Raw genomic sequence first — 13,461 nt, forward strand, 5'->3', positions numbered from 1 at the left:
AGCAAAAGCTTAGTAAGAGGTGGGCAGATTGCCCTGAGCGCGCAGCAAATCCACTTTGCTGCTCAGCACCTGAAACAAGGCGCTGTAATAGTTGAGCTGCGAAGTGCGCAGCGTGGTTTGGGCGATAATCACGTCGAGGTAGGTTTTGATGCCTTCCCGGTACTGCAAATTCACCACCGAGTACACCTCCCGCGAGAGTTCGAGGTTGCGCTGGCCAACGAGGTAGTCGGCGTAGTTGCTCTTGTACGCCGACATGGCCTGCTCGAACTCGGTATTGATGCGGTTGCGAGTAGCAATAATATCTTGGTCGAGGCGCTGGTCCACCAGCCGCTCGCGGCGCAGGTTCTGCAACCGCCGCGTACCCTGGAAAATTGGCAGGGACAGCTGCAAGCCGGCGTAAGAGTTGGGGAAGCGCCGACTATACAAGTCGCTAAAATTGTTGTTTTGGAACACCGCGTTGTAGTTGCCGAACGCCGAGAGCGAGGGCAGGAAGCCTAAGCGGTAGTAGCTGATCTGCGCTTCTTGCAAGGCCTTCTGCGTTTGCAGGCGCTGCACCTCGATGCGGTTGGCCGGCTCCAACGTCACGGTGGTATCGACGGCGGCATCGCGCATCAGCCGAATCGTGTCGTATTGGAGCACGAGAGGTTGCGCGCCAGTCAGGCCCATCAGCTCCTTCAGATAAGCCGATTTGGCATTGATGGCTTCCACGGCCCGTTTCCGGTCTACAATCGAATTGTTGAGCAGAATCTCAGCCTGCTTGAAGTCGGTCTTATCGACGATGCCGGCCTCATAACGGGCCCGAGCATCCTGCAAACTGCGCTGCAACCGAACGATGTCTTCCTTCAGTACATCGAGCTGGCGCTGAGAAAGCAATACGTCGTAGAAAGCCTTGCTCACATCCGTCACCACATCAATGCGGACGCCTACCGTGTTCTGTTGGTAGAACTGGCGCGAGGGCCGAGCCGAGCGCAAAGCCAACCGGACATCGTTGTTGTAGAGCGCCTGCGTCGCCGATAGCGCCACGGTCGAGGTGTTCTTCAGGCCAATCTGGCGAGGAACGCTAATCCCATCGGCGTTGGGGAAGACGGTATAAGGCAACTGAAAATAGTGCTGGCCGGTGGCATTGAGCCCCACCTGCGGCAGCCAGCCCGAGAGGCCGATGCGGATGGTGGCCTCGTTGGTTTCTTCGTCGATGCGGGCCTGGCGTAGTACGGGCTGATTTTGCAGCGCGTACTGCAAGCATTGCTCGAGCGTAAGTTGGCCGTTGGGGAAGGAGGAGTGGGGGACTGAGCCTGAAGCCACATGGGGGCAAGCAGGAGGATACCAAGCAGAAGCCGGTGCATCCGTGTCATTTGTTTCATATACTAGTGAAAGCAGCTACTGCTTTACGTAACTGAACGGTAAGCGGCTAACAAGCCGCAGGCAAACGAAAAGCCGGGGTGATGGACACTGCCTACATTGGTCAGGCTGCATACGTGATAAAACTTTCGAATCGAAACGTCTGCTCAGGGCGAGAAGCAGGTGGGATTGGCAGAAGCGCGCAGACGTGGTATCGAAGTAGGTGCAAGGCTGGTAAACAGCAATTCTTCCAAAAGGTTGTACGCCTGGAAAAGAAGTGCGGCTAAATAGTGTAGACCTAGCTAGTTGCATTGGCCTACAAATAAGCTTGATGGTTTCAACAACCGTTGGTAGCTGCTCAGTGGCTACTTAGCTGGTAATGATGGGTTTATCGAAGATAAATTTGTGCTTCTTCTTTAGAAAGAAGTGGTTCGTCTACGCCAGAATTGCTTTGGTGCCTGTGCTTTAAACAACCTGATGGATTGAACTAACCATCCCGCACTTACGCTATAGGCTGAATTTGGATACTATAAGGTCACTGCTAAGCAAGAATTTATGATCTGCCGTAAGCTTTTCAGGGTTTCTGCTTTATTAGTATATTTGCAGGCTTAAGCTTAATAATATAGGCGAGTTGAAAATTTAATAAATAATAAACCGTCGAATAAATAATTATTTTATCTGGTAGTATTCTTTTTATACTTTCAGTTATTTTCTCTTCAAATAATGTCCTTAAATGTCTGCTTCTCCTCTGGTTTCAATAATCATTCCAACATACAATGCAGTTAAGTATGTTCAGCAGACTGTTGAGAGTTGCCTGGCTCAAACGCATGATGTAATTGAAATAATTATTCAGGATGATTGCTCTAATGACGGAACATGGGAACTGCTTACTAAGCTATATTCCCAAGAACCGAAAGTAAAACTGTTTAGGAATACAAAGAACTTAGGTATCGGTGATAACTGGAACGCAGCTTACACAAAGGCTAGCGGAGAATACTTCGTTATTTTCAACGCTGATGACCTCATGCATCCAACCATGGTTGCGGGGTTTCTATCAAGGTTCAATGCAGATCCTACACTGGATATAGTTACAGGGAAATTCGAGATTCTTGTAACCGAAACAAACAAAACTTTTATTTATCCGGACCACGTTGATATGCACGGCGGTCTGGTTGGTGATTTGTACTCGCAATTATTTTTTAAATCTGCTTTCCATTGGAACTTCAGCTTGGTCAAGAAGACATTGCTGAAAAAGGTTGAATTTGAAAGCGGTGATTTGTTTCTGAATACTCAGGTTTGTGATTATGAATTATGGTATAGATGCTACTTAGCTGGCGCTAAAGTATATTTCGATGACACAAAAATTTGGGGCCATTACAGAAAACATGAATCCAACTCTTCTTCTAAGCCAAACGGAGAACTAAGAAGCTTTTTGAAGGACTTTCTTTATTATCATCAAAATAGCTTTAAAGAAAAGAGCGGTCTTACTTACACTAAAGTGCTAGCCAGAAGATTTTTAACTTTTTGCAACAATAGGAAAAACTTTGAGAAAGACGTATTCTATTTATATGTAAAACGGATTGCTCAAAGCGTATTGTAATCATGAGGTTAAAAGGTTTCAGGTTCGAGTTTAAAATATATCTGTGTAACTTTTTCATTTCTTATGTCCCGAGTCATTCTATAAGGCTTTTCTATTATAGAAAGATTATGGGCTTTACTATTGGTAAAGGCAGCAGTATACACTTAGGCTGTAAGTTCAATACCCCGGATACGTTCTGGATGGGAGAAAACAGTACTATCAATCAGTTCTGCCGGATTGATAATAGAGGTGGTATTGTTATCGGCAATAATGTGTCAATATCTCCTTATGTGAAGCTGATGACAGCGGATCATGATATGAACCATCCGCAGTGCGTAGGAAGGCAAAGTGAAATAGCGCTAGAGGATTACGTCTTCATCGGCGCCGATGCAATGTTGCTAGGTGGCGTCCGCATGAAAAAAGGATCGGTTTTGGGTGCGAAGTCACTGCTAACAAAATCAACCGAGCCTTTCGGTATTTATCTGGGAATGCCTGCTGTACTTAAAAGCCAGCGAATTCAGAATTTAGATTATAATGCCTCGTATGATAGATTGTTTAATTAATTATTAAGTGTCTATTAAATTATAGAAGGTAAATTTTATTGTTTGTTGATTGTAAGATCAGTTAAGTATGTAGCACTGTAGCAGTGTTAATAATTGGCAGTTCATTACTGCCAACTCTTTTGTTGCTGTTCGCTTACAGAATAGTAGGAATAAGAGAGTTGCAGATGAAAGGACATAGATAGGAGCACGGATCCGTGCTGCAATGTTCCTTGGTGAAGGAACATGAGAGAAGGCAGCGTATGTATAGGTGCGTCTTATAGTGGCTGCATGTTAGCAGGGTGTCGCCGTGGTCGCTGGCTGCATGATAGGATGTGTTGCTTATGAGCAATGCAGCTGTTACTTATTTGATTAAGAAACGGTTAGCGGCTCCTCAATGTGTGTATTAGAAGTATTGTCGTTCAGGGGCCAGGATGCCTTAAAAGCCACTTTTCAAGACAGAAACTGAGTTGCTTACTACCGTATATAAATATTTATAATGCTCTTAATAAAGAACAATCCGAAATAATGGGGGATATTTGTAGCAATAAAATATGATAAATCTGTAGACAACTTAGATGATCGAAAGAAACTGGTGCATATGTTTATAAATAGTTATACATCAACATATTTAAGTACAAGTTACAGCGCGAACAAACACATGAAAGCATCTAGTAAAGGAGCAGTTGCTCTGTAAATCTTCACGTACTAGCAAGTCTTTCAGTCACAGGTAGTTTTTTTTATGAGGGCATCGGTTCAACGCATAGTGAAACATCCCAACTATGCGCGAGCATTGGAGTGGGGCAAACTGATTACCATTACTGGGTCAGCGCAAATAGTAGTACAAGCCATAAGTTTCCTCTGCGGAATTTTAGTAATTCGTCTGCTTCCGACGCAGGAGTACGCTCTCTACACGCTGGCCAATACAATGCTCGGCACCATGGTGCTTCTGGCCGACGGTGGTATATCAACTGGGGTACTAGCACAGGGTGGAAAGGTGTGGCAGGACCGAGAAAGACTCGGAACAGTCCTTGTCACTGGCCTCGACCTTCGGAAGAAGTTTGCAATTGGTAGTTTGCTTATCGCATCGCCAATCCTGTTGTGGCTTTTGCGTCACCATGGGGCCAGTTGGCTAATGTCGGTCTTACTATTGCTGGCCACAATCCCCACGTTTCTCACTGGGCTATCCAACACCCTACTCGAAACTGCTCCTAAGCTACGGCAAGACATTGCTCCGTTGCAGAAAAACCAAGTGGGCGTCAACATTGGCCGCTTGGCGCTGCTGGTGCTTACCATATTCATCTTTCCTTGGGCTTTCGTAGCGATTCTAGCCGCAGGATTACCTCAAATCTGGGGCAATTTCCGGCTCAAGAAAATATCGGCCGGGTACGCTGACCTTACGCAGAAACCAGATCCTGAAATTAGGGCGGCCATTTTGAAGGTGGTAAAGCGAGTTTTGCCAGGTGCTGTCTATTATAGTGCCTCTGGCCAAATTACAGTGTGGTTGATGTCCGTTTTCGGCACCACTGCGGCTATTGCGCAAATAGGCGCATTGTCGAGACTATCCACAATGCTCAGCCTTTTCACCATGCTCTTAATGACCTTGGTGATACCTCGTTTTGCCCGCTTATCGGCGGGTAAAGCCGTGCTCCTAACGCGTTACTTTCAGATTCAGGCGGGTCTATTGGTTTTAAGTATCTTTATTGTTGGAACGGTGTGGATGTTCCCAACCCAAGTATTATGGATACTAGGTAAAAATTATTCGGGTTTGAATATAGAACTCGTTTTAAGTATTATAGGTAGCTGTCTTAATTTAATTACTGGTATATCATTCTCTCTGGTTTCTAGCAGAGGGTGGGCAACTAATCCTGCCATAACCATTTCATTGGAAATTGCTGCAGTAATTATTGGCATTATGCTGATTGACGTATCTACGTTGAAAGGGGCTCTTATTCTCAATATTTTTATCTCAATAATGCAGGCGCTGCTTTATATCATTTATGGTACTCTTAAAATAACAAAGTCGGAAGAGGTAGAAGTAGCTAGCTAGTGTGTATTAGCTGGCTATTGAGCTTATAAAATATTGTGCTATTACGCGTGGCTTATTGCTTAATCTTGCAAGTTGAAGCGTAACAGAAATGCTTCTAAAGAAAGAGTTAAAGCAATTGCTGAAGTTTCGTGTTGAGCTCTTAATCTTTAGCTTTCCTTAAAAAAAATTAAAAACACATTGTATATTAAACAGTGAGGGTTGTAGAATGGCATAGCTTAAATAATTGCATCATTGTAGCCTGTTATAGTCTTTGTATTAAATAGTAACAGCTTGTTTACCTAGACGTGAATCGTAAAAAGACCAGGCGCATTTTGGTTAGTTCTACTTTTGCAATGAACAACAGATTTGCTAATGTCTTCGTATTCGAGCAGGAAGTTTGGTTTTACATTAGTTTATAAAATCATTTCTCACGTAATTCTCTAGATAGTCTCTCGCGTAAGGCGTAAAGAAAATATGAAAATAGTTTTCGTTTGTGGTTCGTTGGAGCCTGGTCGTGATGGGGTTGGAGATTATGCTAGGCGTTTAGCAGCAGAACTTATCCATCAGGGTCATCAAGTTGCGGCTCTCGCGTTACACGACACCTATGTTGAGGCGGAGCTATTGAGTACGCAGCAGGCAGAGCAGGTGCAGGTGCCGGTTTTTCGAATTCCGGCTTCTCATAGCAAAACCGCCCGTTTTGCGGCTGCTCAACGGTGGATAGACGAAATCAACCCCGACTGGCTCAGTTTGCAGTACGTTGCATTTGCGTTTCAGCCCAAAGGGCTACCGTGGGGACTCAGTGAATCGTTGGCGCGCTTAGGCCAGGGAAGACGTTGGCACATCATGTTCCACGAGTTGTGGGTTGGGGTATTTATTGATGCCCCACTAAAGCACATCATGTGGGGGTGGGTCCAGAAGCAGTTAATAAAGTCCATGGTGAGGACGCTGCGCCCTGCGGTTATGCACACCCAAACTCGCCTCTACCAGCTTCTGCTCGGGCGCCTCGGATTTAAAGCCGATTATTTGCCTTTGTTTGCCAATATCCCCGTAACCAGCACGAAAAAGCTGGATACCAACGCATCAAAGGACAATGTGTCCGTTATCATATTCGGCACCATTCACCCGGATACCGCTATTGCGCAACTCGCCAAAGAAGCGGCTGAGTTGACTAAAACCAAAGGCACGCAGTTCTCCCTGACTACCATTGGGCGATGCGGCGCTAATCTGGAGCCATTCGTTAAGACCTGGCAAGACGAAGGTCTATCAGTCAGCATATTGGGGGAGCAGCCAGCCGAGAAAATATCGGAAGTGTTGCGCAACGGTACCATCGGGCTATCCACCACGTCGTTGGTGGTAACAGAAAAAAGCGGAACGGTAGCTGCCATGGTTGAGCATGGCTTGCCAGTGCTGTGCATTGCGAGAGCTTGGTGGCCCCGTGGCGTTCCAAGCTTGGAGCAGCCAGTTGGCATAGCAGAGTATCAGCCGGGGGCTTTGGGTGCATACCTATCGAACATCGAGTCGCCACAATTCACGAGTACTGTTCCAGAAATAGCTCGGGTTATGGCGCAGGCACTTACTACTGCCACCAAGTAATGGCAAGGCTGCGCGGAATTATTTTTTACCCAGCTTTCCGCCTTCCCTAGCTAGATATATTTGATTTCTAAAATGGCTTGTGCTAGTACGTCAACTGAGGCACTTTCAATCTACGTGAGGCGTGTATCACACGTGATACGCATCGTCTTATGCCTTATTTGCACCCGACTGCTAATCTCGAGCCTAGTGGCCTCTAATTCTCTTTGTTCATGAAATTGATCTACTCTCACCCCACCGGTAATGCCAATGTGCGTGCTGCGGCTAGTGGACTAGCAGAGGCAGATCTGCTGGCGGAGTTTCACACCACTATTGCGTCGTTTCCGGGTACTGTGCTCGATGGACTAGGAGGAATTGGTGCGCTTGCCGAAATCAGGCGCCGCCGCTATGATCCGGTACTTAAGCCATTTGCGCACATGTGGCCGTGGCGGCAAGCTGGTCGGATACTTGCCGGCAAAGCGGGGTTATCTGGCTTGAACCGGCACGAAACCGGCTATTTCAGCGTCGATGCTATTTATCAAAGCCTGGACCGTCGCATTGCAAATAGGTTGCCGGCCGGAAAGAAGCGTGGCGTGCAGGGTGTTTATGCGTATGAAGACGGAGCCGTTGAATCGTTCCGGGCCGCTAAAAAGCTAGGACTACAGTGCTTGTATGACCTGCCGATTGGCTATTGGCGTGCGTCGTTGCGGCTGTTGGAGCCCGAGCGCCAGAAGTGGCCGGCGTGGGCGCCTACCTTAACCGGATTCGAGGATTCGGCCGCTAAACTAGCCCGTAAAGATGAAGAACTGCGGTTGGCTGACCGGATTTTTGTGGCCAGTCAGTTCACCGCCAAAACGTTGCAGGACTTCCCTGGTCCGCTGGCGCCCATTGAGGTTATTCCTTACGGTTATCCTTCTGTCGGCAGCCCTCGCGACTATAGCAGCTTAGGCAGCGGCCGGCCTTTGAAGGTGCTTTTCGTGGGTGGACTCTCGCAGCGCAAAGGCATCGCCAATCTATTTGCGGCTGTAGATATTCTTGGCCGTCATGTCGAACTGACCGTGGTCGGCAGAAAAGGCAGCGACAACTGCAAGCCTTTGGATGAGGCGCTAGCCAAGCACCGTTGGATTCCAAGCTTGCCTCACGACCAGGTGCTGACTATTATGCGGGAGCACGACGTATTTGTGTTTCCCTCGCTGTTCGAAGGTTTCGGCTTGGTTATCACCGAGGCTATGTCACAGGGCGTACCCGTAATTACCACCGACCGTACCGCGGGCCCCGACCTTATCGAGCACGGGCGCAATGGCTGGCTAGTGGAAGCTGGCTCGACGGAAGCCTTGGTTTCGACTATCGAAGAAATGCTTCGTCGCCCGGCTAGCGTTGCGGAGGCAGGCCGCGCCGCCCTCGAATCTGCCCGGGCGCGCCCCTGGGAAGTGTATGGTCGGGAGCTAACGGCGGCCATCATGAAGCACCAGCAGTCCCTGGTATAAGCCTTTGCAGAGGTTTTGCCGAAGAAGAACCGCCGGCGGTGAAAACAACCGCTTACAACCTATAAGGGCTACAACAGCACGAAGCCTGCGCTTAACTTATCAACGATAGGGTAAGCGCAGGCTTCGTGCTGTTGCGCAACTTTGCAAGTAGGCATTACATCTCGCTGACTGTCACAACCACGTCGGTGTTACGGCCGTGGTCATCGGCACAGGAAATTTTCAGGGGGCCGGGCGCGGGCTTGAAGAAAACCCGCTCAGTAGCGGCAGCGGCCCGCAGAAACTTGTCGTTGACGTACCAGTACACTTGGCGCACCTCGTTGTCGGTAGTGCAACTCAGGAGCAACTGTTGCTGCTCGTGGTGGTTGAGGACGTACTCGGTATTGGCGGTGGGGGAGGTGATGGTAGGAGCCGACTCAGCGCCGCCGCGCACTAGCTGGCAGGCGGGGTTGTGCGGTGGCAGGCGTTGGTACGGAATACCTTGTGCTTCTTTGTAAGCCGCTACTTCCGGCAGCAGATTCGGGTACAGCGCGCGCCGGAAGCCTGATGCCGGCGCACAGGCCCGGCAATAAACAAAGTGGCTGTCCGCCGACAGCAGTACCTCGCGCTGGTGCTGGCAGCGTCGCCCCTCCGACACGCCGGGCAGGAAGTAGTCGATTATCTGATTAGAACAGGTTTCGTTAGGGACCAAGCCCGTTTCGGCGCACACCAGCCGGAAGTCCAAAGCAGCAGGTGGTACAAACCAATCGTTGGGTGAGTTGTAGGCTAAATCATTGAATACATCGAACAGCAGGGGTGTGGCAATTTCGGCCCCAGTAAGGGCGGGGCTGCCGTGGCCGCTGAAGTTGCCCACCCACACGCCCACGGTGTACTGCTTGTTGTAGCCAATGCTCCAGGCGTCGCGGCGGCCGTAGCTAGTGCCGGTTTTCCAGGCAATTTTTGGCAGGCGGAGGCTACTGGCTGCACCCAGCGGCAAATCGGGGCGCGTAAGCTGCGCCAGGATATCGGTAGTAAGGAAGGCTGCGGCAGGAGAAACAAGCGGGACCCCACCCCCCACCCCCTCCCCTCCGGGAGGGGAGGAGTGTTCTGACGAGAATCGTTTGGCACCCCCTTTCCCGGAGGGGAGGGGGCTGGGGGGTGGGGTAACCGGTACTGCAACTCCCGGTACCTCCCATCATTAGCCAGCGTCACGTACAGATTAGTTAGTTCTTCCAAGCTGGCGCCACAGCCACCCAAGATGCTGCTCAATCCCAAGTTAGCCCGGTTGCGGGTCACGTTCTGGAAGCCGGCTTGGCGGAGCTTATCGGTGAAGGTGGGCACGCCTAGCTCGTTGAGGACGCGCACTGCCGGAATGTTGAGCGAGTAGGCCAACGCGCGTTCCAGCGTTACTTCGCCGTTGCAGTGCTTATCGAAATTCTCGGGTCGATAACCCTGAAAATTGGTGGGCACATCGGGCAGCACCAGCTTGGGCGTAACGAGGCCCCGGTCCATGGCCAGCGCGTACAGAAAGGGCTTGAGCGTGCTGCCCGGCGACCGAACGGCTACTATCCCGTCGTTCTGACCCTGGCTGCTGAAGCCATGGAAATCGGCTGAACCCACATAAGCTTCCACTTGCCGGGTGCGGTTGTTGACGACTAGCACGGACGCTTGTGTGATGCCGAGTTCGTAAAGGCGGCGCACGTAGTTGCGGGTGAGGTCTTCGGCCTTGCTTTGCTTGTTGCGCTGCACACTACTGCGGATAATAGCCTCACCCGGAAACTGGCGCACTAGCCGTCTAGCCAAATGCGGCGCCAGTGTAGGCGCGGCGTGGCGTTGGACTTCCAGCGGTTCAAGCAAGGCATCAGCTATATCTTGCTGCGTAAACAAGCCAGCGGCCCCGAAACGGCGGAGCCAGCGGTTTCGCTCTTGCAGCACGGCCGCATTGTTTTTGCCAAGTACCAGCCCGCGCGGCCTGTTCGGAATGATAGCCAGCGTGACGGTCTGGGCCAGAGACAGATAGTCGGGGGGCTGCTGGAAGTAAAGCAAGGCGGCTGACTTCACGCCTTCCACGTTGCCGCCGTACGGCACCAGATTCAGGTAGAGCTGCAAAATTTCCGCTTTGCTGTAATGCGCTTCCAATTGTGTGGCGCGCAGCATTTCCAGCAGCTTATTGCCGAAGGTGCGCTGCTTAGGCTCTAGCATTCGTGCCACTTGCATGGTGATGGTGCTGGCCCCGTAGTGCGGCCCGTACCAAACGTGTTGCGTCCGGCGGCTTGCAGCAACGCCACTGGGTTCACCCCGAAGTGCCAGTAAAACCACCGATCCTCCTTCTCAATAATGGTCTTGCGCAAGGCCGGCGTGATTTCGCGCAGCTCGGTTTTCATGCGCCACTTTTGGGTGGGGTTGAGGTAGGCATGCAACACTGTGCCATCGGCTGCCAGCACGATAGGTGAATAGAGAGGAGCCGGGGCAGGGGAAACATTCGGTCAAGCGCGAACAGCACGAGCAACCCTGCCAGTACGCTTCCTAGTACCCGAAATCCAATCTGCCGATTCATAGCCAAATATCAGCTAAGCGCGTAGTAATTCAGCAAGATTAGAAGATGTTAGGTGCCAAAAAAGAAGCCTGCACACGGTGCAGGCTTCTTTTTTGATCTTAGTGCAGAAGGCTGACTTGTATTCTTAAGCGGTATGGGAGGCCGCAACTTCCGTTTCTTCGCTTAAGGCCCAGTGGATAGCCTCTCTTTTCTGTTCCAGTGGGAAATGGCGGACTTCCGCTGGGCTCACCAAGGTCGCCAAGGCAGCAGCGGCTTTCAGCAAATTGCTGTCGTCGCTGGTGATGGCCACCCGATTGAAATTGCCCCAATGCTTGACGTCTAGCTTGATGTCTTCCCAGAGGGCAGTTGCCGTGATGTAGCTGAAGCTGCGCACATCGAGGTACATATTGATTTTGCCCCAGCGCGCTATTTTCTGCTCTAGCAACGGGATAATGGCATCGTAGTGCTCTTTAGTGAGGGCGCCCGATATAGTGAGGGCGAACAGGTTTTGTTCGGGATAATCGGTGGTGTCGAACATGTCTGACAAAAGGCTAAAAGGTACTTTTGCTTACTACGGAAAAGGAAACGTAGCTCGTCCGCTTGCTTGAAGTGTGTAAAGGCTTTTACGGCTGAGTTACTTACAAAGTCACAAGTTGATTCTGTATAAATTATGAAATAAGGTGCTTACGCGCGGTCAGCTAGCCGTAGGCCAAGCTAAGAACTTGATAGCCTTGCCAAAACAATTGCCTAAGAAGCTGGCTAGCTCGTGAAATAATAGCGCTAGAGTGATGCCACCGAGAAGACTAACCTTTCCAAACACGCATCCAATCCGGAAACCAACAGCAGTAGGGTTCCGGCATCACTCGGCAAATCTGTTAGCAGTAAAGGGCTGTTTTACTTAGGCGGCTCTGGTACTTCCACTTGCAACTCGAAGTCGCGCTTAGGAGGCGCTTCATTGCTGGCTGTGTTCCGATATAAAAAGCGTAGTGTCGTTTTGCCGGGTTTCAGGGCTTGGAACTGAAAAGCAATGTCTTCGGGAGTGCCTGCCTTCGCTTTCTTTGGCTTCTTCCGGGGCTGTTCGGTAGGTGGCGCTACGGCTTGCACAATGTCGTCGGCCAGGGGCATCAGCTCCCACGTGTACTGCGACCCTACCGTCGTATCCAGCTTGATGAGTAGTTGGTCGCCTTGGTTCACCTTCACGCTGCTGTGGTTGCCGTATTCGGTGATGTTCACATTCTTGGCTACGCCCGGCTGATCGATGGTGATGTAAGCGTGGAAATAGCCGTTAAGCGACGAGTAGCTAGTGCCCGGTGCCGCTGAAAGCAGTGCCAAATCGAGGCCGCCAGTGCCTACGGCCTGAAAGTGCATCTCATAAGTAGCCGGCGCCCCGGAACGCCGCTACTCAAACCAGGCAGGATATTAGTGGTAGTCACGGTCAGTTGGCCGGGATAGACCTGTGCGAGGCGCCAGCCAAAGCGAGGCGAAATGGTTGGTAAGCGCACCACAAGTTGGTCGCCCACGTTGAGCTGAACTTGCTTGCCGTTGTCGTTGGCTGTCAGCGTAACGATATCTGCATACGCTGAAGGCGCCAACAAAAAAGCTGCCCATAGCAGAAATACTGCCTTCGGAAAGCCCCTAAAGGAATGCAATAAATAGGTTGAAGTAATGCGCAACAGGTTCAGCACGGTCTTACGGATTAGCCACCAGCCAACAGCAACACAGCCGACGCTTACTAAGCCGCCGGCTGTATCAGGACTGTGAGAAAGTGTACGGCTAAACGCCGGAAAGGCTGTTGTAGAGCTTGCTGAAACTAGTTGTCAGACTTTCTCTGGATAGTACTGGTTGATACCCTTTGCTTTATTATTTAGCCTCATACAGGCAATAGCTGAACTACTAGAGATAGTAAAAATGGGTTCTATGTTTCGTGGATAAAGTAACGAACCACTTTGCCATCACTCAACTCCAGGGACAGGGCATCGCCATCAATAGGAAATAGTTTGGGCTTCATCCCTAAATAATATTCCCAGTATTGACCTATATGTTGGTCTGGCGCACCTAGCAAAGTAACAACCTCTTTTTCCGAGAGGCCTAGCAAGCGCTGCGAGTCTTGTAAATTCTCTATCATCTCGTAACGCTGCATTTTCTCAGCCGCCCATCTATCTGAATTGAAATCCCGGTGTGGATAGTATAGATAGATGCCAAGAATGAGGTATAGCCCGGCTACACATAAAAATGGTGTAGCAACAGTTGCTGCAAGCATAGTAATCCTATTGCCATGCTCTTGCATAGGCCAGAACCGGCGAATTATATACCGTGCGACAGCAAAGGCAGGTATAGCCACCAGAAGGGCACAGAGCAGAACGAAAAAGTAGAAGCCTATCTCTTGCAGCATCACAACTCATGGGTTT

At 50.2% G+C, this 13,461-nt stretch carries 12 protein-coding genes and 1 pseudogene; 5 read left to right on the forward strand and 8 right to left on the reverse strand.

Annotated elements, in window-relative coordinates; all coding sequences use genetic code 11:
- Nucleotides 1–9: 9 nt before the first annotated feature.
- Nucleotides 10–1,302, reverse strand: coding sequence for a TolC family protein (locus MUN86_RS03965; protein WP_245122008.1), 1,293 nt, complete (start codon nucleotides 1,300–1,302; stop codon nucleotides 10–12).
- Nucleotides 1,303–2,071: 769 nt separating this feature from the next.
- Between MUN86_RS03965 and MUN86_RS03970 the strand changes: the two genes are divergently transcribed.
- The 5 genes from MUN86_RS03970 (at nucleotide 2,072) to MUN86_RS03990 (ending at nucleotide 8,541) form a co-directional block, all read left to right on the forward strand.
- Nucleotides 2,072–2,938: a glycosyltransferase family 2 protein gene (locus MUN86_RS03970; protein ID WP_245122011.1), complete on the forward strand. Its 867-nt coding sequence runs from the start codon at nucleotides 2,072–2,074 to the stop codon at nucleotides 2,936–2,938.
- A gap of 107 nt (nucleotides 2,939–3,045) precedes the next feature.
- Complete coding sequence (locus tag MUN86_RS03975) at nucleotides 3,046–3,480, forward strand: acyltransferase (protein WP_245122014.1); 435 nt, start codon at nucleotides 3,046–3,048, stop codon at nucleotides 3,478–3,480.
- 742 nt (nucleotides 3,481–4,222) lie between these two features.
- Nucleotides 4,223–5,506 (forward strand): lipopolysaccharide biosynthesis protein, encoded by a 1,284-nt coding sequence (locus MUN86_RS03980; RefSeq protein ID WP_245122016.1) that lies wholly within the window; start codon nucleotides 4,223–4,225, stop codon nucleotides 5,504–5,506.
- 453 nt (nucleotides 5,507–5,959) lie between these two features.
- Nucleotides 5,960–7,078 carry a glycosyltransferase family protein gene (locus tag MUN86_RS03985; RefSeq protein ID WP_245122019.1) on the forward strand — a complete coding sequence of 373 codons (1,119 nt, stop codon included), beginning with the start codon at nucleotides 5,960–5,962 and terminating at the stop codon, nucleotides 7,076–7,078.
- Nucleotides 7,079–7,287: 209 nt separating this feature from the next.
- On the forward strand, nucleotides 7,288–8,541 hold the full coding sequence (locus MUN86_RS03990) for a glycosyltransferase family 4 protein (protein ID WP_245122022.1): 1,254 nt from the start codon (nucleotides 7,288–7,290) through the stop codon (nucleotides 8,539–8,541).
- Between the two features lie 154 nt (nucleotides 8,542–8,695).
- On the opposite strand, the gene MUN86_RS03995 is transcribed toward MUN86_RS03990, so the two are convergent.
- The 7 genes and pseudogenes from MUN86_RS03995 to MUN86_RS04025 all read right to left on the reverse strand — a co-directional run bounded on the left by MUN86_RS03995 (nucleotide 8,696) and on the right by MUN86_RS04025 (nucleotide 13,448).
- The gene (locus MUN86_RS03995) at nucleotides 8,696–9,403 is read right to left on the reverse strand and encodes a penicillin-binding protein 1C (protein ID WP_245122025.1); all 708 of its coding nucleotides are present in this window, start codon (nucleotides 9,401–9,403) and stop codon (nucleotides 8,696–8,698) included.
- Nucleotides 9,304–10,452 (reverse strand): penicillin-binding transpeptidase domain-containing protein, encoded by a 1,149-nt coding sequence (locus MUN86_RS04000; protein ID WP_375379489.1) that lies wholly within the window; start codon nucleotides 10,450–10,452, stop codon nucleotides 9,304–9,306. The genes MUN86_RS03995 and MUN86_RS04000 overlap by 100 nt, the downstream gene beginning before the upstream one ends.
- A 27-nt stretch (nucleotides 10,453–10,479) precedes the next feature.
- Nucleotides 10,480–10,901: pseudogene (locus MUN86_RS32225) on the reverse strand (transglycosylase domain-containing protein); the annotation flags it as partial.
- Between the two features lie 297 nt (nucleotides 10,902–11,198).
- On the reverse strand, nucleotides 11,199–11,591 hold the full coding sequence (locus MUN86_RS04010; RefSeq protein ID WP_245122032.1) for a SpoIIAA family protein: 393 nt from the start codon (nucleotides 11,589–11,591) through the stop codon (nucleotides 11,199–11,201).
- A 356-nt stretch (nucleotides 11,592–11,947) separates the two neighbouring features.
- Nucleotides 11,948–12,421 (reverse strand): protease inhibitor I42 family protein, encoded by a 474-nt coding sequence (locus MUN86_RS04015; RefSeq protein WP_245122035.1) that lies wholly within the window; start codon nucleotides 12,419–12,421, stop codon nucleotides 11,948–11,950.
- Nucleotides 12,403–12,738 (reverse strand): hypothetical protein, encoded by a 336-nt coding sequence (locus MUN86_RS04020; protein ID WP_245122038.1) that lies wholly within the window; start codon nucleotides 12,736–12,738, stop codon nucleotides 12,403–12,405. The genes MUN86_RS04015 and MUN86_RS04020 overlap by 19 nt, the downstream gene beginning before the upstream one ends.
- A gap of 230 nt (nucleotides 12,739–12,968) precedes the next feature.
- Nucleotides 12,969–13,448: a hypothetical protein gene (locus MUN86_RS04025; RefSeq protein ID WP_245122041.1), complete on the reverse strand. Its 480-nt coding sequence runs from the start codon at nucleotides 13,446–13,448 to the stop codon at nucleotides 12,969–12,971.
- Between the last annotated feature and the right edge of the window lie 13 nt (nucleotides 13,449–13,461).

Source organism: Hymenobacter volaticus, assembly GCF_022921055.1.
Lineage (GTDB): Bacteria > Bacteroidota > Bacteroidia > Cytophagales > Hymenobacteraceae > Hymenobacter > Hymenobacter volaticus.